Annotated in this window: 17 protein-coding genes and 1 tRNA gene; 11 read left to right on the top strand and 7 right to left on the bottom strand. The window is 63.6% G+C overall.

The window, feature by feature from the left end; translation table 11 throughout:
• Position 1: 1 nt before the first annotated feature.
• From ACSQ3E_RS04010 to ACSQ3E_RS03995, 4 genes are all read left to right on the top strand, one after another.
• The gene (locus ACSQ3E_RS04010; RefSeq protein ID WP_436121697.1) at positions 2-502 is read left to right on the top strand and encodes a CMD domain-containing protein; all 501 of its coding nucleotides are present in this window, start codon (positions 2-4) and stop codon (positions 500-502) included.
• Complete coding sequence (locus ACSQ3E_RS04005) at positions 499-1,074, top strand: peroxidase-related enzyme (protein WP_436121696.1); 576 nt, start codon at positions 499-501, stop codon at positions 1,072-1,074. Before ACSQ3E_RS04010 ends, ACSQ3E_RS04005 begins: the two co-directional genes overlap by 4 nt.
• A 30-nt stretch (positions 1,075-1,104) precedes the next feature.
• Positions 1,105-1,719 (top strand): helix-turn-helix domain-containing protein, encoded by a 615-nt coding sequence (locus ACSQ3E_RS04000; protein WP_436121695.1) that lies wholly within the window; start codon positions 1,105-1,107, stop codon positions 1,717-1,719.
• A gap of 68 nt (positions 1,720-1,787) precedes the next feature.
• On the top strand, positions 1,788-2,867 hold the full coding sequence (locus ACSQ3E_RS03995; RefSeq protein ID WP_436121694.1) for an NAD/NADP octopine/nopaline dehydrogenase family protein: 1,080 nt from the start codon (positions 1,788-1,790) through the stop codon (positions 2,865-2,867).
• A 98-nt stretch (positions 2,868-2,965) separates the two neighbouring features.
• Here the strand turns inward: ACSQ3E_RS03995 and ACSQ3E_RS03990 are convergent, their stop codons facing one another.
• The gene (locus ACSQ3E_RS03990; protein ID WP_436121693.1) at positions 2,966-3,847 is read right to left on the bottom strand and encodes a LysR family transcriptional regulator; all 882 of its coding nucleotides are present in this window, start codon (positions 3,845-3,847) and stop codon (positions 2,966-2,968) included.
• A 210-nt stretch (positions 3,848-4,057) separates the two neighbouring features.
• On the opposite strand from ACSQ3E_RS03990, the gene ACSQ3E_RS03985 reads away from it, so the two are divergent.
• From ACSQ3E_RS03985 to ACSQ3E_RS03970, 4 genes are all read left to right on the top strand, one after another.
• Positions 4,058-6,496 (top strand): penicillin-binding protein 1A, encoded by a 2,439-nt coding sequence (locus tag ACSQ3E_RS03985; protein ID WP_436121692.1) that lies wholly within the window; start codon positions 4,058-4,060, stop codon positions 6,494-6,496.
• Positions 6,496-8,166, top strand: a complete 1,671-nt coding sequence (locus ACSQ3E_RS03980) for a peptidoglycan D,D-transpeptidase FtsI family protein (protein WP_436121691.1) — start codon at positions 6,496-6,498, stop codon at positions 8,164-8,166. Before ACSQ3E_RS03985 ends, ACSQ3E_RS03980 begins: the two co-directional genes overlap by 1 nt.
• A gap of 100 nt (positions 8,167-8,266) precedes the next feature.
• Positions 8,267-9,886: a pilus assembly protein gene (locus tag ACSQ3E_RS03975; protein WP_436121690.1), complete on the top strand. Its 1,620-nt coding sequence runs from the start codon at positions 8,267-8,269 to the stop codon at positions 9,884-9,886.
• Between the two features lie 283 nt (positions 9,887-10,169).
• A complete protein-coding gene (locus tag ACSQ3E_RS03970) occupies positions 10,170-11,096 on the top strand; it encodes a LysR family transcriptional regulator (RefSeq protein WP_436121689.1) in 927 nt (308 codons plus the stop codon).
• A gap of 44 nt (positions 11,097-11,140) precedes the next feature.
• Here the strand turns inward: ACSQ3E_RS03970 and ACSQ3E_RS03965 are convergent.
• Positions 11,141-11,217, bottom strand: a tRNA-Met gene (locus ACSQ3E_RS03965).
• A 285-nt stretch (positions 11,218-11,502) separates the two neighbouring features.
• Here ACSQ3E_RS03965 and ACSQ3E_RS03960 point away from each other — a divergent pair.
• The gene (locus tag ACSQ3E_RS03960; RefSeq protein WP_436121688.1) at positions 11,503-12,456 is read left to right on the top strand and encodes a Gfo/Idh/MocA family protein; all 954 of its coding nucleotides are present in this window, start codon (positions 11,503-11,505) and stop codon (positions 12,454-12,456) included.
• A 98-nt stretch (positions 12,457-12,554) separates the two neighbouring features.
• Here ACSQ3E_RS03960 and ACSQ3E_RS03955 read toward each other — a convergent pair whose 3' ends face one another.
• The 3 genes from ACSQ3E_RS03955 to mnmA form a co-directional block, all read right to left on the bottom strand.
• The gene (locus ACSQ3E_RS03955) at positions 12,555-12,929 is read right to left on the bottom strand and encodes a YkvA family protein (RefSeq protein WP_436121971.1); all 375 of its coding nucleotides are present in this window, start codon (positions 12,927-12,929) and stop codon (positions 12,555-12,557) included.
• A gap of 29 nt (positions 12,930-12,958) precedes the next feature.
• A complete protein-coding gene (locus ACSQ3E_RS03950) occupies positions 12,959-13,177 on the bottom strand; it encodes a hypothetical protein (protein ID WP_436121687.1) in 219 nt (72 codons plus the stop codon).
• Positions 13,178-13,335: 158 nt separating this feature from the next.
• Positions 13,336-14,526, bottom strand: a complete 1,191-nt coding sequence (mnmA, locus tag ACSQ3E_RS03945; protein ID WP_436121686.1) for a tRNA 2-thiouridine(34) synthase MnmA — start codon at positions 14,524-14,526, stop codon at positions 13,336-13,338.
• Between the two features lie 268 nt (positions 14,527-14,794).
• Between mnmA and sciP the strand changes: the two genes are divergently transcribed.
• Entirely contained in the window at positions 14,795-15,070 is a 276-nt protein-coding gene (sciP, locus tag ACSQ3E_RS03940) for a CtrA inhibitor SciP (RefSeq protein ID WP_013529904.1), read from the top strand.
• A 112-nt stretch (positions 15,071-15,182) separates the two neighbouring features.
• On the opposite strand, the gene ACSQ3E_RS03935 is transcribed toward sciP, so the two are convergent.
• Both ACSQ3E_RS03935 and ACSQ3E_RS03930 read right to left on the bottom strand, forming a co-directional pair.
• Positions 15,183-15,650 (bottom strand): paraquat-inducible protein A, encoded by a 468-nt coding sequence (locus ACSQ3E_RS03935; RefSeq protein WP_436121685.1) that lies wholly within the window; start codon positions 15,648-15,650, stop codon positions 15,183-15,185.
• A 91-nt stretch (positions 15,651-15,741) separates the two neighbouring features.
• Positions 15,742-16,668 carry an NADP-dependent oxidoreductase gene (locus ACSQ3E_RS03930; protein WP_436121684.1) on the bottom strand — a complete coding sequence of 309 codons (927 nt, stop codon included), beginning with the start codon at positions 16,666-16,668 and terminating at the stop codon, positions 15,742-15,744.
• Positions 16,669-16,764: 96 nt separating this feature from the next.
• Between ACSQ3E_RS03930 and ACSQ3E_RS03925 the strand changes: the two genes are divergently transcribed.
• On the top strand, positions 16,765-17,175 hold the full coding sequence (locus ACSQ3E_RS03925) for a winged helix-turn-helix transcriptional regulator (protein WP_436121683.1): 411 nt from the start codon (positions 16,765-16,767) through the stop codon (positions 17,173-17,175).
• The last annotated feature ends 34 nt before the right edge of the window (positions 17,176-17,209 follow it).

The raw sequence follows: 17,209 nt of genomic DNA, 5'->3' as shown, positions 1-17,209 counted from the left end.
CATGACTGACACCAAGGACGTAATCGCCGCGATCGTCGGCATCGAGCCGGGCAGCGAACTGGCGGCGGTTGTCGCCGGCCGCGCCGACATCATGGCACTGACCCAGCAGACGCATGATGCAGCGCTCACGCCTGCCGAGCCGGGCGGCCTCACGCATGCCGAGCGCGCGGCACTTGCCTGCCGCATCGCCAAGATCAACGACGCCGGGGATTTCGAGGCGCATTTCGAAGCCCTGCTCGACAGCTCAGGTGCCACCGGCGACACCGCGCGCATTGCCGACATCTGGTTCGACGGCGGAAGCGACATCAGGCTCAAGGCCTTGATCCGCCATGTCGATCTCGTGGCGCATGCGCCCAAGGATGCGACGCGCCGCGACATCGAATTGCTGCGCGAGGCCGGGCTCGATGATGCCGACATCGTGCGGCTGTCCGAGCTCGTTGCCTTCGTCAGCTATCAGATCAGGGTTGCCGCCGGGCTGCGGCTGATGCGGGGATTGGCATGAGCAAGGTCGTTCACGGATTCACCACTGCGATCCCCGAGTGGAAGCCTTACGTCAAGCCGCTCGATCTCGCAGAGGCTAGCCCGGCGCAGCTCGAGGCGCTGAAGATCACGCCGTCCAACACCAAGGTGTCGGACTATGTGCTGGTGCTTGCCCATGACGTCGAGACGCTGACGCACCGCTCGCCGCTGTTCAACGGGGTGATGTACAACAAGGGAGGCCTGTCGCGCGCCGAGCGCGAGATCGGCGCCGTGGGCGCCTCGATCGTCAACCGCTGCATCTACTGCGCGGCGGTGCATGCCAGCCGCTACAACCAGCTGACCAAGGACGAGACCGTCATTGCGGCGATCTTCGCCGACGGCGTCGATGCCGAGATTTCACCGCGGCTGAAGGCGATCCTCGACTTCTCGATCAAGCTGTCGAAATGCCCCTCCGATGCCGATGTCTCGGACATGCAGGCGCTTGTCGACGCCGGTCTCGGCAAGGATGAAATCCTCGACCTGATCCTGTCGTCGTCGCTGTTCGGCTGGGCCAACCGGCTGATGCACACGCTTGGAGAGCCGCTCGCCGAATAGTTGCCCGTGGCGTCGGAATGGAGAATCGGAATGAACATACATTCGGTCAATCCGCCGGAAATCGGGCCTCGCCTGCAGGCGTACCGGAAGCAGCAGAACCTGACGCTTGCCGATCTCGCGACGAAGTCGGGCGTGTCGCGCTCGATGCTGTCCGAGATCGAGCGCGGCAACGCCAACCCGACCTATGGCACGCTGTGGCATCTCACCCGCGCGCTCAACATCGATCTCAACAGCCTGATCCGCGGCGCCAGCGAGGAGCGCGGTGACCGCATCGACCTGCAGCCGGAGAATTTGACGCCGACCATCCGCAGCGCTGATGGCAGCTGCACGCTGCAGATCCTGTCGCCCGCCGGCATGGTGCCGCTGATCGAATGGTACATGCTGAGCTTCGAGCCGCAGGGTAAGCTGATCAGCGATCCGCATGGCGCGGGAACCATCGAGCACCTGCACTGCACCGAAGGTGAGGTCGTCGTGCGCAGCGCGGGCAATGAGATGATCGTGCGTGCTGGTGAGACGGCGCGTTACGCCGGCGATGTACCGCATTCGCTGACCAGCGCCAGTTCCGTCGGAGCGCGGGCTTTCCTGGTGGTGGCATCGGGCGAGGTCGGCAGCAGCACAACGCGGGCGTTGATACGCCCGAAATGAAACGACCCCGGCGGCACCGGCCTTTGCCGGCCACCGGGCCTGAAATGATATTGAAAAGGAATGTTGGAATGCAGGTAGGTATTGTCGGCGCGGGTTCGATCGCTTTCGGAACGGCCGTGTTCCTCGAACAGCAGGGACACCACGCGACGTTGTGGTCGCCGTCGGGCGAGCGCACCAAGGCGCTGGCCAAGGGCGAAGCCCTGGTCGCCCAGGGTGCCGTCGAAGGCACCTTCCATCCGGCTGCCGCCGCAAGCGCCGAAGCGCTCGTCGCCGGTGCCGAGGCGATCGTGATCGCCCTGCCGGCCTATGGCCACAAGGCCGTGCTCGACGCCATCGCGCCTTACATCAGGGCCGACCAGACCGTCATCATCAGCTCGCATGCTTCCTTTGGCGCGCTCTACCTGTCGCGCCTGCTTGCTGCGCGCGGCGTCGTCGCCCCTGTTGTCGGCTGGGGCACCACAGTGGTTTCCGGCCGCCAGCTCAGCCCGACGCTGGTCAACGTCAACACCGTGCGCAAGAAGGTCGATCTGTCGACCGTTCCGGCATCGCGCAGCGCCGATGGCCTCGCCGTCTGCCAGGCGCTGTTCGGCGACCGTTTCGTCGACCGCGGCAGCCTGATGGCGATCGCGCTGTCCAACCTCAACCCGCAGAACCACATGGGCATCGCGCTTGGCAACATGACGCGCATGGAGCGCGGCGAGACCTGGAGCCAGGGCCAGAACGTGACGCCGAATGTCGGCCGCCTGCTCGAGCAGCTCGACGAGGAGCGCATCGCCATTGCCACCAAGCTCGGCCTCGAAGTGCGCAACATCTTCCAGCACTTCCATCTGTCGTTCCACGTGCCGATGAGCTCGATCTCGCAGATGAACCAGGAGATGCACGACGCCGGCAACGGCGGGCAGGGCCCGACCACGGCCGACAGCCGCTATGTCACCGAGGATGTGCCGTTCGGCCTGGTCATGACCGCCAAGATCGGCCGTCTCGCCGGCTACCCCGCCGTGCTGCATGAAGCCGGCGTGCGCATCTTCTCGGCCATGTACGGCCGCGACTTCACCGCCGAGAACGACCTGCTGACGGCGCTCGACCTCGATGCCATGTCGCTGGAAACGCTCAACGGCCTGTGCCGCGACGGATATGCGGTAGCTTAAGGTCTGGGTACCGCAGGCGCGGCGCTCCTGGCGGGCCGCCGCGCCGCCTTTCTTTCTCCTCCGGCGCGCAGCTGGCCATTGCCGCCGCCGGCCGATGCTCAAGCCTCGCTCGGCGCGCCGAACTGCTGCAGCAGCCAGTTCTCGAATGCCTGCATTCCAGGCGTCACCGGATGGGATTTCAGCCGCGTGAGCCAGTAGTCGCCGGTTGTGACAGTCGTCTCGAACGGTTGGACGAGGCGGCCGTCGTCGAGATTGCGCTCGAACATGTTGATCGGCACCAGTGCCACGCCGACGCCGCGGGCCGCTGCCTCGGCAAGCGCCAACGACGAATCGAACATCATGCCGCGCAGCACCGGCGCTTGCGCCCCTGCCGCCTCGAACCAGCGCATCCATTCGTCGGCGCGATAGGAGCGCAGGAGTTCCACACGCGCGAGGTCCGCCGGCTGCGTCAGCCGCGCTGCCATCATCGGTGAGCATACTGGCGACAATGGCGAGGCGATCAGGTGCATCGCCTCCGTGCCGCGCCATGAGCCGTCGCCGAAGCGGATCGCCAGATCGAGGCCGTCGCCGGCGAGGTCGACGCGGTTGTTGTTGGTCATGATCCTGAGGTCGAGATAGGGGTGGGCCTCGTGGAAGGCCGGCAGCCGCTCCATCAGCCAGCCGACGGCGAAGGTCGCGACCACGCCGACAGTCACCACTTCATGGAAGTGGCCTTCCTCGAACCGGCTCATCGTCGCAGTGACGCGCCGGAAGGCGTCGGTCAGCACAGGCGCCAGCGCCGCACCCTCGTCGGTGAGCGCAAGGCCCCTCGGCAGACGACGGAACAGCTTCACCCCGAGCAGGTCCTCGAGCGACTTCACGTGATGGCTGACCGCCGTCTGCGACACGAACAGTTCCATGCCAGCCCGGGTGAAGCTGCAATGGCGCGCCGAAGCCTCGAAGGCCCGAAGCGCGTTCAGTGGCAGTTGCGACGTTTCCACGTGATCTTGGTCCTATGCCCATATTTTTCTCATGGGTAACCAAAATATTGAGCGTTTGTCGAGGCCACCGGATTTTGCCAGTTTGCTACCGACATCGAACAAACCTGCAGGTTATGACCTGTTCGCGGGCCTGGGTGGAACCTGCGAGCTGTGGTCGTTCGCCCATTTTTCCTGGGGCCTGCTTCCAACTGACAAGCTGCCCGCATCACCATGAAGTTCATCAGCCATCTGTTTTCGTTCCTCGTCCTGACTGGCCTTGCGGCCGCATGTGGCGTGGCATTGCTCGTCGCCGACATCACCAGGGACCTGCCCGACTACCGCGAACTGGCGGATTGGGAGCCGGCGGTGATGACCCGGGTCTATGCCTATGATGGCGCGCTGCTTGCCGAATATGCGCGCGAGCGGCGGCTTTTCCTGCCGATCGCCGCCGTGCCCGATCGTGTCCGGCAGGCATTCCTGTCGGCGGAAGACAAGGGCTTCTACAGCCATTCGGGCATCGACCTGTCCGGGCTCGCCAACGCCGTTTGGGCCAATATGGCCAACTTCGGCTCTGGTCAGCGCATGATCGGCGGATCGACGATCACCCAGCAGATCGCCAAGAACCTTTTGCTGTCCTCGGACCGCACGCTGGAGCGCAAGATCCGCGAGGCGGTGCTGTCCGTCCGTATCGAGCGCGCCTTTTCCAAGGACGAAATCCTCGAGCTCTACTTCAATGACGTCTATTTCGGGCTCGGCGCCTATGGCATCGCCGAAGCGGCGTTGACCTATTTCGACAAGCCGGTCGGCGAACTCTCGGTTGCCGAAGCTGCCTATCTTGCCGCGCTGCCCAAGGGGCCGAACAACTACAATCCCTATCTCAATGTCGAGCGGGCAATCGAGCGACGCAACTGGGTGATCGGCCAGATGTTGCGCAACGGTTTTCTCGATCAAGGCGAGGCGCGCGCGGCGGTGGCCTTGCCACTTGGCACGAAGAAGCGCCCGTCGAACCTGCTCGTGGCCGACGCCAACTACTTCACCGAGGCGGTGCGCAGGCAGATCGCCGAGCAATATGGCGATGCTGCGCTCTACACCGCCGGCTTCGCGGTGCGCACGACGCTTGATCCCAAGCTGCAGGCGGCGGCCGTCAGGGCGCTGCGCCGCGGGCTCGTCGACTATGACCAGAGCAGGGGCTTCCGTGGCCCGGTGACGCGCATCGTGATGGACGGCGACTGGCAGCAGGCGCTTGATGACATTGCGCCACTGGCCGACGTGCCGGAATGGCGCCTGGCGGTGGTGCTTAGCGCGGCCGACGAGGGCATCAAGATCGGCCTTCGCCAGGAGGCCGGCAGTCGGCAGACGCGCGAGATCGCAAGCATCAGCAGCAAGTCAATGCGCTGGGCACTGAGGCGCCCAAAGGCGGGCAAGGCACAGGCAGGCGTGCTTGCGGCCGGCGACGTCGTTTATGTCGAAAAGCAGGGTGACGGCTACGTGCTGCGGCAGGTGCCGGAAGTGCAGGGCGCGCTTGTCTCCATGGATCCGCATACCGGTCGGGTGCTGGCGAGCGTCGGCGGCTTCTCCTTTGCCCAGTCGGAGTTCAACCGCGCGACGCAGGCCTATCGCCAGCCGGGATCGGCATTCAAGCCTTTCGTCTATGCCGCGGCCCTCGACATCGGCTACACGCCGGCCGCACTGGTGATGGACCAGCCGATAGCGCTTCCCGACGGTGCCGGGCGGATCTGGAAGCCGAAGAATTATGACGGGCGCTTCAGCGGTCCCTCGACCCTGCGCACCGGCCTCGAACGCAGCCGCAACCTGATGACGGTGCGCCTCGCGCGGCATGTCGGCATGGATGTGGTGGCGCAATACGGCCAGAGCTTCGGCATCTACGACAAACTCAAACCCTATCTGCCTATGTCGTTGGGCGCTGGCGAGACCACGCTGATGCGCCTGGTTTCGGCCTATGCCGTCATCGCCAATGGCGGAAAATCAGTGCAGCCGTCGATGATCGACCGAGTCCAGGACCGTCACGGGAAGACCATCTTCCGCCACGACGGCCGGGACTGCGACGGTTGCAATGCCACGGAGTGGCAGGATCAGCCGGAACCCGTGCTGCGGGACGATCGCGAATATGTGCTCGATCCGATGACCGCCTATCAGGTCACCTCCATGATGCGCGGGGTCGTAGAGCGCGGCACGGCCACAAGCGTATCAGCGCTTGGCGTTCCGGTCGCCGGCAAGACCGGCACCACCAATGACGAAAAGGACGTCTGGTTCGTCGGCTTCACCCCCAATTTGGTGACCGGCGTGTTCCTTGGCTACGACACGCCGAAGCCGATGGGGCATGGCGAATCCGGCGGCGGGCTGGCTGCCCCTGTCTTCATCGACTTCATGAAGGTCGCGCTCAAGGGAAAGCCGGTCGCTGAGTTTCCGGTGCCCGAGGGGGTGACGTTCGAAAGCGTCGACCGCCGCACGGGAAGGCGTGTCGCCGCTGGCAGTCCGGGCTCGATCCGGGAGGCCTTCAAGCCAGGCACCTCGCCCTGCGTCGCGGACTGCCCGGTCATCGACGGGTTCGAAGCGTCTGACATCGTCACGTCGACGATCCCGGCCGTTGGTGGCATCTCGCCCGCGCTGCGCGACAAACTCCTCAACAGCACCGGCGGGCTTTACTGATGAAGAGGCATGGCGCGAGAAATGCCGGGGTCCGGATCCGGCTTGTCATGGCAGTGTTTGCCCTGTTGTTCACCGCCATCGGCGCAAGGCTGGTGCAGCTTGGCCTGACTGGCAGCGAACGTCCGGCATACGCCTTCAGGGAGGTGGCCAATGCCAGGCCGCAGATCCTGGACCGCAATGGCGTGCTGTTGGCAACGGACCTGCCGAGCGCATCCGTCTATGCCGAGCCGCGCTATGTGCCCGATGTCGATGAGACGGTCGAAAAACTGGTCGCCATCTTTCCGGACCTTGACGCTCGCCAGTTGTATCAGCGGCTGAAGAGCGATGCCGCATTCGCCTGGCTCAAGCGCCAGGTCACGCCGTTGCAGAAACAGGCGCTGTGGAACGCCGGGCTTCCGGCCGTCGGGCTCCGCCCGGAGAAACGTCGCATCTACCCCAACGGCCCACTGGCCGCTCATGTGCTCGGCGCTGTCGATCTCGACAATACAGGCATCTCGGGGATCGAGAAGTGGATCGATAGCCAGGGCCTGCAGGAGCTCAATCTCGCCGGCATGACCGGCGATGCCAGACAGCTGCAGCCGGTGGCGCTGACGATCGATGTCCGCATCCAGCATGCCCTTGCCGACGAAACCGTGAAAGCGATGGCGCGCTTCAAGGCCAAGGCTGGCGCCGGCCTGCTGCTCGACGTCGATAATGGCGAGGTGCTGGCGCTGGCCTCGTTTCCTGATTTCGACCCCAACGTGCCCATCGATGCGCTGAAGCCCGAGCGACTCAACCGCATCAGCGCCGGCGCCTTCGAAATGGGTTCGACCTTCAAGGCACTGACGACTGCGATGGCGCTCGATTCCGGCCAGTTCACGCTGACATCCGTCATCGATGCGCGCAAGCCGCTGCAGTTCGGACGGCAGATGATCCACGACTATCGCGGCAAGTATCGCATGCTGACAATCCCGGAGGTCTTCATCTACTCCTCCAACATATCGACGGCCAAGATCGCGATGACCTTGGGCGGTGAAGCGCAGCGGGCCTTTCTGACGCGTTTTGGTTTGATGTCGCGACTGCGCACTGAACTGCCGGAGAGTGCGGCGCCGATCCTGCCGCGAAGCTGGGGCGACGTGACGACGGCGACCGTCTCGTTCGGTCATGGCATCGCTGTGACGCCGCTGCAGGCAAGCATGGGCATTGCAGCGCTGGTCAATGGTGGCCGCCTGATCACGCCGACCTTCATCAAGGGTGCTCCGGTGTCTAACCGCGTCGTCGGCTCGGGGCTCGTCTCGCCTGCCACGGCGGACGCCATGCGTTACCTCCTGCGCTACAACGCGGAGGCCGGCTCGGCGAGGAACGGAGCCGTCGCGGGTTATCTCGTCGGCGGCAAGACCGGCACGGCGGAGAAGGTCGTCAACGGCCGCTACGTCGAGGACCTGGTGATGACGTCATTCATGGCCGTGGTTCCGGCAGACAAGCCGCGATACCTTCTGCTGACGATCCTGGACGAACCCAAGGGCCTGCCGGAGACGCACGGCTTCAGGACGTCCGGCTGGAATGCCGTGCCCCTTGGTGGCGCCATCCTCCGGCGCGTCCTGCCGATGCTCGGCCTGGAGCCCCGTTTTGCCGGAACCGGCGTCGCCTATCGCGAGGGCGCGGATATTGATGCAGCCGGGGAGCTTTGAAGCTCTGATCGGGATCATCCCGTGGTTGTACCCCTTGTGCTAAACTCAATTTAATTGTTTGCATGCAAATAGCCTCTTCGGAAATTTTCGGGAGGCTGTGGTGCTCAAACGCTTCTGGCAATCGAGAAGCGGCAATTTCGCGATGATGTTCGCGATCATGCTGCCTGTGCTGCTGGCCGCCGTCGGCTTTGCGCTCGACGTCGCCAATCTGATGAAAGCCAGATCGGACCTGCAGAACGCGCTCGATTCGGCGGTGCTTGCGGCATCGCGGCTGAGCGACCAGGCCGGCACGCGCCAGGACACCTTCAACGCCTTCTTCGCCACCAACGTCGCCAACAAGCCGGCACTGGTCAACGCCAAGGCCAAGCTCGTCGTCGAGCAGACCGTCAACGAAATCAAGACCACTGCCACCGCCGACGCCGACGTCGCACTGAACTTCGCCTTTATCTTCGGCCAGAGCGCGAAAGTCGCTGCCAACGCCAATGCCTTCGAATCGAACTCCAAACTCGAGGTTGCGCTGGTGCTCGACAACACCGGTTCGATGGGTTCGGCCAATATGGCGGCCCTGATCGAAGGTTCCAAGGAGATCATCAAGACCTTGCAGAAGGTCAAGGCCGACCGACCAGAGCGCCAGATCCGAGCAGCGCTGGTGCCGTTCGTCACCGCCGTGAACATCAAGAGCGCTGAGGGCTTTGAGCAATCCTGGATCGACATCAGGGACGACGTGCCTTTGGACGACAAGTCATGGAACGGCAAGAACTTCGACACCATCACGATAAGGGGCGAAACTCGCCGCATTGGCCATTGGAAGCTCTTCAAGGATCTGAAGAGCAACTGGAAAACTGGACCCACCGGGGACTGGAAAGGCTGCGTCGAAGCGCGTCGCGACATCTATGCACTCAAGGACGACGCGCCCGACATCACCAAGCCAGACACGCTGTTCGTGCCTTACTTCGCGCCAGATGAACCTGGGGTGCCGGCTAAATCCCCGAATAGTGGCACCAGCTACAACAACAGCTATCTGGACGATCTTGTGGGCAGCACCGATGCCCAGAAGCAGAAATCGTTGAAAAAGTATTCCGACCCGACGGCACGTGCCAATGCCAGGTTGAAGGAAACGCCCAACGACACCACCGGCCCGAACTATGGCTGCGCAACACCGGTCGTCCCGTTGACCGAGGATCTCGCCAAGATTGGCGGCGACCCGGTCAAGAAGACCAAGGGCGAGCTCGACAACATGAATTTCTGGTACGGCTCGGGAACCAACGTCTCCGAGGGCCTCGCCTGGGGCTATCGTATCCTGTCGCCGGGCGCTCCGTTCACCGAGGGCGACGCCTTCAAGGCGCCTGACACCTCAAAGGTCGTCGTCGTCTTCACCGACGGCGAAAACAACGTCTTCGGTGCATCTTCGGAAGCCATCAACAAGTCGGACTATGGCGCTTACAGCTACCTCGATACGGGGCGCATGGGCTCGAGCACTCGTACCGGTGCGCTCAGCAAGGTCAACGACGCGACCCAGACCGTGTGTACCATGCTGAAGGATCAGGACGTCATCGTCTACACCGTCGTCCTTGGTGCCGACACCCAGGCCAATCGCGATCTCTACAGCAAATGCGCGACCGGTCCGAGCTACTACTTCCCGACCAAGAATGTCGCTGAGCTGAAGGCGGCATTCCAGACCATCGCCAACTCGATCTCGCCGCTGCTGATCACGCACTGAGGCCACCCGATTACACGATCGAGCTAGGCTTTCAGGCGTCAGAGAAAGTCCGACCAATGGCGCGGCCGATCAGGGCTTGGCGGTTGGCCGATGTCGCGCTGGAGGTAGCTCGGCGGCGAAGGCGGGCGACCATGGCGGCGGAGGCGTCGTAACGCACGACTGATTGCATCAGAGATTTTCTTCATGGAAGTGAACGGTAGCTGTTTCGTCATCTGCTATGAGTTGCATGACACTTCACGTCAGATACAATGAAGTGACATCACTCATGGCATGAAGGATTTTCATGCAGTCTGGTTCCCGGCTTCCGCCACTGCAGACCCTCCGTGCCATGGCGGCGGTGGCACGAACGCGCAGCTTTACCCGCGCGGGCGAAGAACTCGGGCTGACCCAGACGGCGGTCAGCCACCAGATCGCGCAGCTCGAAGCTTGGCTCGGCACGCCGCTGTTCGTGCGCAGCAGGAAAGGCGTCGAGCTGACTGTCCTGGCCGAGAAGGCGATACCTGAGATCGTCGAAGCCCTGTCGGCGCTGGAGGTCGTGCTGGACAATGCCCGCCCGGGCCTCAGGAGCGAGCAGCTCAGCATCTCGACGACGCCGGAGTTTGCCAGCCAGTGGCTGCAGCCGCGGCTCGGCGGCTTCTGTGCGACACATCCCGAGATCGACGTCAGCGTGACCATCGAATACCGGCGCGCCCGTTTCGACATCGACAAGATCGGCGTTGCCATCTGGCTGGCGGGGACGCTGCCGGGCACCGACGCCTACCGCCTCACCAACGACTACGAGTTCGCCGTCTCGTCGCCGGCCGTTGCGCGGGCCTTGCCCAGCCGGCAGGCGCTGCGCGCGGCACCCTTGCTGCGCTATGAAGGCGCTAGGTACACGGTGCTCGATTGGGAGCGCTGGTATGGGCAGATCTACGACCGCAAGGAGAAGCTGCCTGCAGTCGATGGCTCGGACGCCCCTTTTGATTTCCAGGCCGGGCCGAGTTTTCCGACCTTTTCCGACATGATTGCCGCGTGCCGGCAGGATTCCGGGCTGGCGCTGGTGCGGTCCTCGCTGGTCGCCGACGACCTCGCCGCGGGGCGGCTGGTCAAATGCTTCGACGAGATCATCCCGTCGGATCTGCAGTACCATCTGGTGACGTCGCCGGCGCAAAGGCGCAGCTCAGGCGTGATCGCCTTCAGGCAGTGGATCATCCAGCAGATGTCGGGCTAGCAGAGTTCTGCTTCGCCGGCTGCATGTCTTGAAGTGAGGAGAAGTGGTAGCGGGAAGTGGATTCGAACCACCGACCCCAGGATTATGATTCCCGTGCTCTAACCAACTGAGCTATCCCGCCAGGGTTGGAGAAGGCTCGAAATCACTGTCTCTGTGAGAGGCAGGCGTCGATGCGTTCGCCAAGGTTGGGCGGATATAATGTCTCGATGGCGAACCTGTCAAGCAGTGAGATCGGGCGTTTCAGGATAAATGTCTGACGCATCGGCTGACCTTTGGGCAGCCCGCGGAAAGCGCCATTTCGCAGCCTTCGCGCACGCGCCGGGCGCTTATGGCGCAGCGCGCGGGGTTGAGTTGGCGAGGTGCCGGGACTATGTCTGCCGGCATAATTCTCCTTGGAAAGAGCCTAATGAACCCGCGTATTGCAGTCCTTGGATGCGGCTATTGGGGCGGCAACCACATCCGCACCCTGAAGTCGCTTGGCGCCCTCCATGCCGTCTCCGATGTCGATTCGGCGCGCGCCGAGCGTTTTGCCGGCGAACATGGCTGCATCGCGCTGACGCCCGACGAACTGTTCGCTCGCGCCGATGTCGATGCGATCGTCATGGCCTTGCCGCCGCAGTTTCACGCCGACTTTGCCGTGCGTGCCGTCGAAGCCGGCAAGGACGTGCTGGTCGAAAAGCCGATCGCGCTGACCGTGCCGGATGCCGAGCGCGCCGTGAAGGCCGCGCGCGATAACAAGCGCGTCTTCATGACCGGCCATGTGCTGCGCTTCCATCCGGCTTTCGAAGGGCTCAAGGCACTTGTCGACAAGGGCGAGCTTGGCGATGTCGGCTACATCCATTCGCACCGTCTCGGGCTGGGAAAATTCCACGCCGAGAACGACGCTCTGTGGGATTTGGCGCCGCACGACCTGTCGATGATCTTGGCGATCACCGGCACCGCACCGATCGAGGTGCGCGGCGAGGGCGCTGCCGTGCTCAATCACCTCAGCGATTTCGCCCACCTGCACATGCGCTTCCCCAATGGCCTGCGCGGGCACCTGTTTGCCTCGCGGCTCAACCCCTATCGCGAGCGCCGGCTGACCGTCGTCGGCACCAAGGGCATGGCGGTGTTCGACGACGTCGAGCCGCAGGAGCGCAAGCTTGCGCTTTATCGTCATGCCGTTTGGCAGGACGAGGGGCAGTGGACGTCGACGATGAACGAGCCGACCTATATCGAGCTCGAAAACGCCATGCCCCTGACGCGCGAGCTCGAGCATTTTATCCACTGTATCCAGACGCGCGAAGAGCCGCGTACGGGTGCCGAAGAAGCGCTCGGTGTGCTGCGCATCCTCACCGCCGGCACGGTTACGCACGACTGAGGATATGGGGGTGAGTGAGTAGGGGAATAGGGGAACAAGGAGTTGCGCGCCGTTGGCGACGCCTGCTCCGCCCCTTACTCCCTTACTCCCTTACTCCCTTACTCCCTTCGCAGCACCCACCATCCGGCCAAGGCCAGGACGGCCAGCCACACCGCCATGATGAAGGCGAGGCCCGCCATGCTGCGCGGCCTGGCGGTGATTTCGGCTGCCTCGGCACGGAAGCGGGTCATCAGTTCGGCCGGGATCATGCGGATCACCAGCCAGATGCCCAGGGGCACGATCAGCAGATCGTCGAGATAGCCGAGCACGGGCACGAAATCGGGGATGAGATCGATGGGGCTGAGCGCGTAGGCCGCGACGCAGGCAGCTGCCACGCGGGCAATCCACGGCGTCAGCGGGCTGCGCGCGGCGAGATAAAGTGCCACGACATCGCACTTCAGGAGCCGTGCCCAGCACTTGGCCGCTTCCAGCATGCCTCCGGGCTCGTTGCCAGACTGAATAGTCATTCCGCGGCCGCCTGCCAAACAGCAAACAACGTGGCGAGCAGAGCGATCACAGCGATGCATTCAAAATAGGCGGTGACATACGATTGGATCACTGATCCGCCGGCGCGAGTACGAAATTCGCTCATCTGGCTTGGAGGCGTAAGCTTATGCATTGTGGCGATCGCGCCGCTGATGCCGGCGAAACTTAAGATCAGGGCGGGCACGTCGCCCAGCATCCTTCCTGCGATCGATGCACCCGTGATGATGCCGATGACGGCTAGCTTAGGGAGCCAAGCAACATCTCGGCTTAGGAACGCGAAACATGCTGCGATTACGTTGCTGGTGAGCCAAATGCCCCACTGCCTTATCGAGGTGAGCCTCATCGAGCTCTGGCTTACTCCGCTGCGATTGGGCCCGGCCTGGCGGTAAGCCGCGACAGCATCGCTTCGGCGTCGGCATGGCGCTCGGAACGCTCGATGAAGCCGCCGCCGAAGACGCGCGCCTCGTTGCCCTCGTCGGAATAGAGCACGCAGGCCTGGCCCGGTGCTATGCCCGACTCGCCGTCGACGAGTTCGACCCAGGTGGCGCCGTCCTTGTGATGCAGCACGACAGGGCGTGGCGGCCGCGACGAGCGCACCTTGGCATAAAGTTCGAGGCCGCCAGCCGGCACCGCAGACAAGGCGCCATCGCCAAGCCAGTTCATGCCGCGCAGGAAGATCTTGTGCGTCTCCAGCGCCTCGCGCGGGCCAACGACGACGCGAGCACGCTCGGCGTCGATATGCACGACGTAGAGCGGCTCGCCCGAGGCGATGCCGATGCCGCGACGCTGGCCGATGGTGTAGCGCAGGATGCCTTCATGGCGGCCAAGCACGCGACCGTCGATATGGACGATGTCGCCGGGATTGGCGGCCGAGGGCCTGAGCTTGGCGATGATGTCGGAATACTTGCCCTGGGGCACGAAGCAGATGTCCTGGCTGTCCTGCTTGGCGGCAACGGTCAGGCCCATGCGCTCGGCAGCGGCGCGAACGTCGGGCTTGGACATGCCGCCCAAGGGAAAGCGCAGATAGTCGATCTGCTCCTGGGTGGTGGCGAAGAGGAAATAGCTCTGGTCGCGGTCGGCGTCGACCGGGCGGTACAGCGCGCGGTGGGCGCCGTTCTGCTTGGAGCGGATGTAGTGGCCGGTGGCGAGCGCATCGGCGCCCAGTTCGCGCGCGGTGGCGAGCAGGTCGGCGAACTTGACAGTCTGGTTGCAGGACACGCACGGAATTGGCGTCTCGCCAGCGACATAGCTCTCGGCGAACGGGTCGATCACGGCCTTGCGGAAGCGCTCTTCATAGTCGAGCACATAATGCGGAATGCCGAGCGTCTCGGAGACGCGGCGGGCGTCGGCGATGTCTTGGCCGGCACAGCAGGAGCCGGCGCGGTGGGTCGCGGCGCCATGGTCGTAAAGCTGCAGGGTGACGCCGACGACGTCATAGCCTTCCTGTTTCAGCAGGCCAGCCACGACTGAAGAATCGACACCGCCCGACATGGCAACAACCACGCGGGTGTCTTCGGGGCGTCCGGGCAGGTCCAGGCTGTTCATCGGGATTGCGTTCCGCTGTCTATAGGTCGGCTGCATGCCAATGGCTGCAATATAGGTCAAGCCTCATCGCAGTGCCACCCGAAGCGCGCTGGCCCACCTTTTTCGGCGGGAAACCAGCCACTTGGGCAGGTGGTTAAATTGCGGATTGAGAGTCTAACGTTCTGTTCACGTTCGTTACTTAGCTCTTAGTACACGCTTAGGCAATTTTTAAAGCTGTGGCGCTAGTGTGACAGGTGATTGGGTCTTTGAGTTTTTAGTAGAGAGTACGATGACCGATCTGGTTAGACCGCGTGTCAAATATGTTATCGGGCCGGACGGCAGCCCGCTTACGATTGCCGATCTGCCCCCGACCAACACGCGCCGGTGGGTTATCCGCCGCAAGGCGGAAGTGGTCGCTGCGGTCAGGGGAGGGCTGCTCAGTCTCGACGAAGCGTGCCAACGCTACAAGTTGACGACCGAGGAGTTTCTGTCCTGGCAGGCTTCCATTGACGAATACGGCCTTGCCGGCCTGCGCACCACGCGCATCCAGCAATACCGCCACTGACACCGGCCGTTGCGGCCAACCAACAAGAAAGGGTGCGGCTTGCCGCACCCTTTTTGTTTTTGGGACCGACTTTCCGGTTTTTGCCCCTAGTCAATGCCTGAAACGCCTTGCCTCAGTGGGCAGTCTGCTCGCTGTCTTGCGGCTTGCGCTTGATGACGGCCGAGGCAGTCGCCGTCAGCACAACGGACGCTGCGAAAAACCACAGGCCGGGTTTGGTGAAGGCCGTGGCGAGGCCTGACGTCTTGGCGGCAAAGATCACCAGCGCAACGAGTATGACATCGAGCATCGACCAGTTGGACAGCGCGCGAAACCAGCTTGGAATGGAGGCTGCGTTGCCGGCCTGCGCGTAGGCCGCATTGTGGAGCAGGCCGAGCTTCATCGCGGGAAAGACCACAGAGAACAAAGCGACGACAATCGCCAGCGGCCAGTCGCCGCCGCGCCAGAGTGCCGCGATCATGCCGATCAGCGAAGGTTCGTCGGAGAAGAAATACAGCCGATCGACATGGATCAAAGGCAGCACGATGCCGAGCGCGAAGCCGACAGAAGCCGCAAACAGGATCAGGGGCAAGAGCGAGCGCATCGGCAAGCTATAGCGAAAGGCTGAACAGCAGAGAAGCCGGGCAGCGTCCGCGCTGCCCGGCTCCTTTAGTGAAAGGTTTCAGGCGTAGCTCTCACACCGCCAGCACGACCTTGCCCTTGGGTTTGGTCGCCAGGAAGGCGTGTGCGGCACCCGCCTGGTCGAGCGGGAAGCTCCTGGCGACATGGACCTTGAGCTTGCCGGCTTCCGTCAGCTTCGCCAGTTCTTTCAGGCCTTCGCCATCCGGCCGTACCGAGATGCGCTCGACCCTGATACCGCGTGCCGCGGCCTCCGCCGCAGCCTTGTCGCTGAGGCCGAGCAGGACGACGAGCGTGCCGCCATCCTTTAGCGCCTTCAGCGATTTCTCGGGATGATCGCCGCCGAGCGCCTCGAAGACGAGGTCGACCGGGCCGGCCTTGCCGACGAAATCGTCCGAGGTGTAGTCGATCACCTCGTCGGCGCCGAGAGAACGGACGAAATCGACCTTGCCGGGGCTCGCCGTGGCGATGACATAAGCGCCGCGCGCCTTGGCGATCTGCACGGCGAGATGGCCGACGCCGCCGGCAGCCGCCTGGACAAGTACACGGTCGCCCGACTTCAGCTTGCCCGCGGTCACCAGGCCTTGCCAGGCCGTCAGGCCGGCGAGGGGGAGGGCTGCGGCCGCTTCATGGCCGAGGGCATCGGGCTTGTGCACGACCTCGCTTGCCGGAGCCGCCGCCAGTTCGGCATAGGTGCCGGCCTGTGCCGGGAAGTGCGGCATGCCGAAAACCTCGTCGCCGGGCGCAAAGCCGTTGGCGCCCGCGCCTACCGCCTCGACGGTGCCTGACAGATCCCAACCGAGCACGAAGGGTGGCTCGCCGAGCAGCGGATAGAAGCCGCCGCGCACGGCGGCATCGACCGGATTGACGCCTGCGGCCTTGATGCGGATTAGCACTTCACCGGGCTTTGGCTGCGGTGCCGGCTGCTCGGCGATTTCGAGCACTTCAGGTCCGCCAACGGTGTTCTGGGTAATGGCACGCATGGGAATGTTCTCCTTGGGATGGATGCATGTGCCACTATCATTTGGATAGTATCATTCAGTTGTCTAGAATGTACCTCAATGATATATAGGTACCCCATGGATAGTGATTGCGCCCCTGACACCCCTTTCGGCTATGACGCCTTCCGGCGCGAATGCATGTCGCACACCGTGCTCGAGATGCTGGCGAGCAAGTGGGTCTATCTGGTCGTCGGGGCTTTGAAGCCGGGCAGGCGGCGTTATGGCGAGCTGCAGCGCAAGGTCGAGGGCATCACGCCCAAGATGCTGACGCAGACGCTGCGCATCCTGGAGCGTGACGGGCTGGTGCGGCGCGAGATCTTCCCGGTCATTCCGCCGCGCGTCGAGTATGAGCTGACCGAACTCGGCCGCAACCTGTCCGACTTGCTGAACCAGATCAGGGTCTGGGCGGAGCGCCATGCGCCCGAAATTCGTGATTCGCGTGCCCAGTCATTGGCTGGGGAAGGTGAGCCGACCGAATTCAGGGCCTAGTTTGTGCGTCGGGCCGAGCTGACGGCTCGGGCGC

Origin of the sequence: Aminobacter sp. LjRoot7, assembly GCF_964252895.1 — a bacterium.
In the GTDB taxonomy this organism is placed as follows: domain Bacteria; phylum Pseudomonadota; class Alphaproteobacteria; order Rhizobiales; family Rhizobiaceae; genus Aminobacter; species Aminobacter aminovorans_B.
The sequence above is the reverse complement of the archived record's forward strand: the minus strand, read 5'-3'. Positions and strand labels throughout refer to the sequence as shown.

Excerpts from the sequence above, each read along its gene's own strand:
- ACSQ3E_RS03980 (WP_436121691.1), top strand. The coding sequence starts at position 6,496 with ATGAAGAGGCATGGCGCGAGAAATGCCGGGGTCCGGATCCGGCTTGTC.
- ACSQ3E_RS03930 (WP_436121684.1), bottom strand. The coding sequence starts at position 16,668 with ATGCGTGCCATTACCCAGAACACCGTTGGCGGACCTGAAGTGCTCGAA.
- sciP (WP_013529904.1), top strand. The coding sequence starts at position 14,795 with ATGACCGATCTGGTTAGACCGCGTGTCAAATATGTTATCGGGCCGGAC.
- ACSQ3E_RS03955 (WP_436121971.1), bottom strand. The coding sequence starts at position 12,929 with ATGCTGGAAGCGGCCAAGTGCTGGGCACGGCTCCTGAAGTGCGATGTC.
- ACSQ3E_RS03935 (WP_436121685.1), bottom strand. The coding sequence starts at position 15,650 with ATGCGCTCGCTCTTGCCCCTGATCCTGTTTGCGGCTTCTGTCGGCTTC.
- ACSQ3E_RS03995 (WP_436121694.1), top strand. The coding sequence starts at position 1,788 with ATGCAGGTAGGTATTGTCGGCGCGGGTTCGATCGCTTTCGGAACGGCC.
- ACSQ3E_RS04010 (WP_436121697.1), top strand. The coding sequence starts at position 2 with ATGACTGACACCAAGGACGTAATCGCCGCGATCGTCGGCATCGAGCCG.
- ACSQ3E_RS04005 (WP_436121696.1), top strand. The coding sequence starts at position 499 with ATGAGCAAGGTCGTTCACGGATTCACCACTGCGATCCCCGAGTGGAAG.
- ACSQ3E_RS03950 (WP_436121687.1), bottom strand. The coding sequence starts at position 13,177 with ATGCTGGGCGACGTGCCCGCCCTGATCTTAAGTTTCGCCGGCATCAGC.
- ACSQ3E_RS03925 (WP_436121683.1), top strand. The coding sequence starts at position 16,765 with ATGGATAGTGATTGCGCCCCTGACACCCCTTTCGGCTATGACGCCTTC.
- ACSQ3E_RS04000 (WP_436121695.1), top strand. The coding sequence starts at position 1,105 with ATGAACATACATTCGGTCAATCCGCCGGAAATCGGGCCTCGCCTGCAG.
- ACSQ3E_RS03970 (WP_436121689.1), top strand. The coding sequence starts at position 10,170 with ATGCAGTCTGGTTCCCGGCTTCCGCCACTGCAGACCCTCCGTGCCATG.
- mnmA (WP_436121686.1), bottom strand. The coding sequence starts at position 14,526 with ATGAACAGCCTGGACCTGCCCGGACGCCCCGAAGACACCCGCGTGGTT.
- ACSQ3E_RS03960 (WP_436121688.1), top strand. The coding sequence starts at position 11,503 with ATGAACCCGCGTATTGCAGTCCTTGGATGCGGCTATTGGGGCGGCAAC.
- ACSQ3E_RS03985 (WP_436121692.1), top strand. The coding sequence starts at position 4,058 with ATGAAGTTCATCAGCCATCTGTTTTCGTTCCTCGTCCTGACTGGCCTT.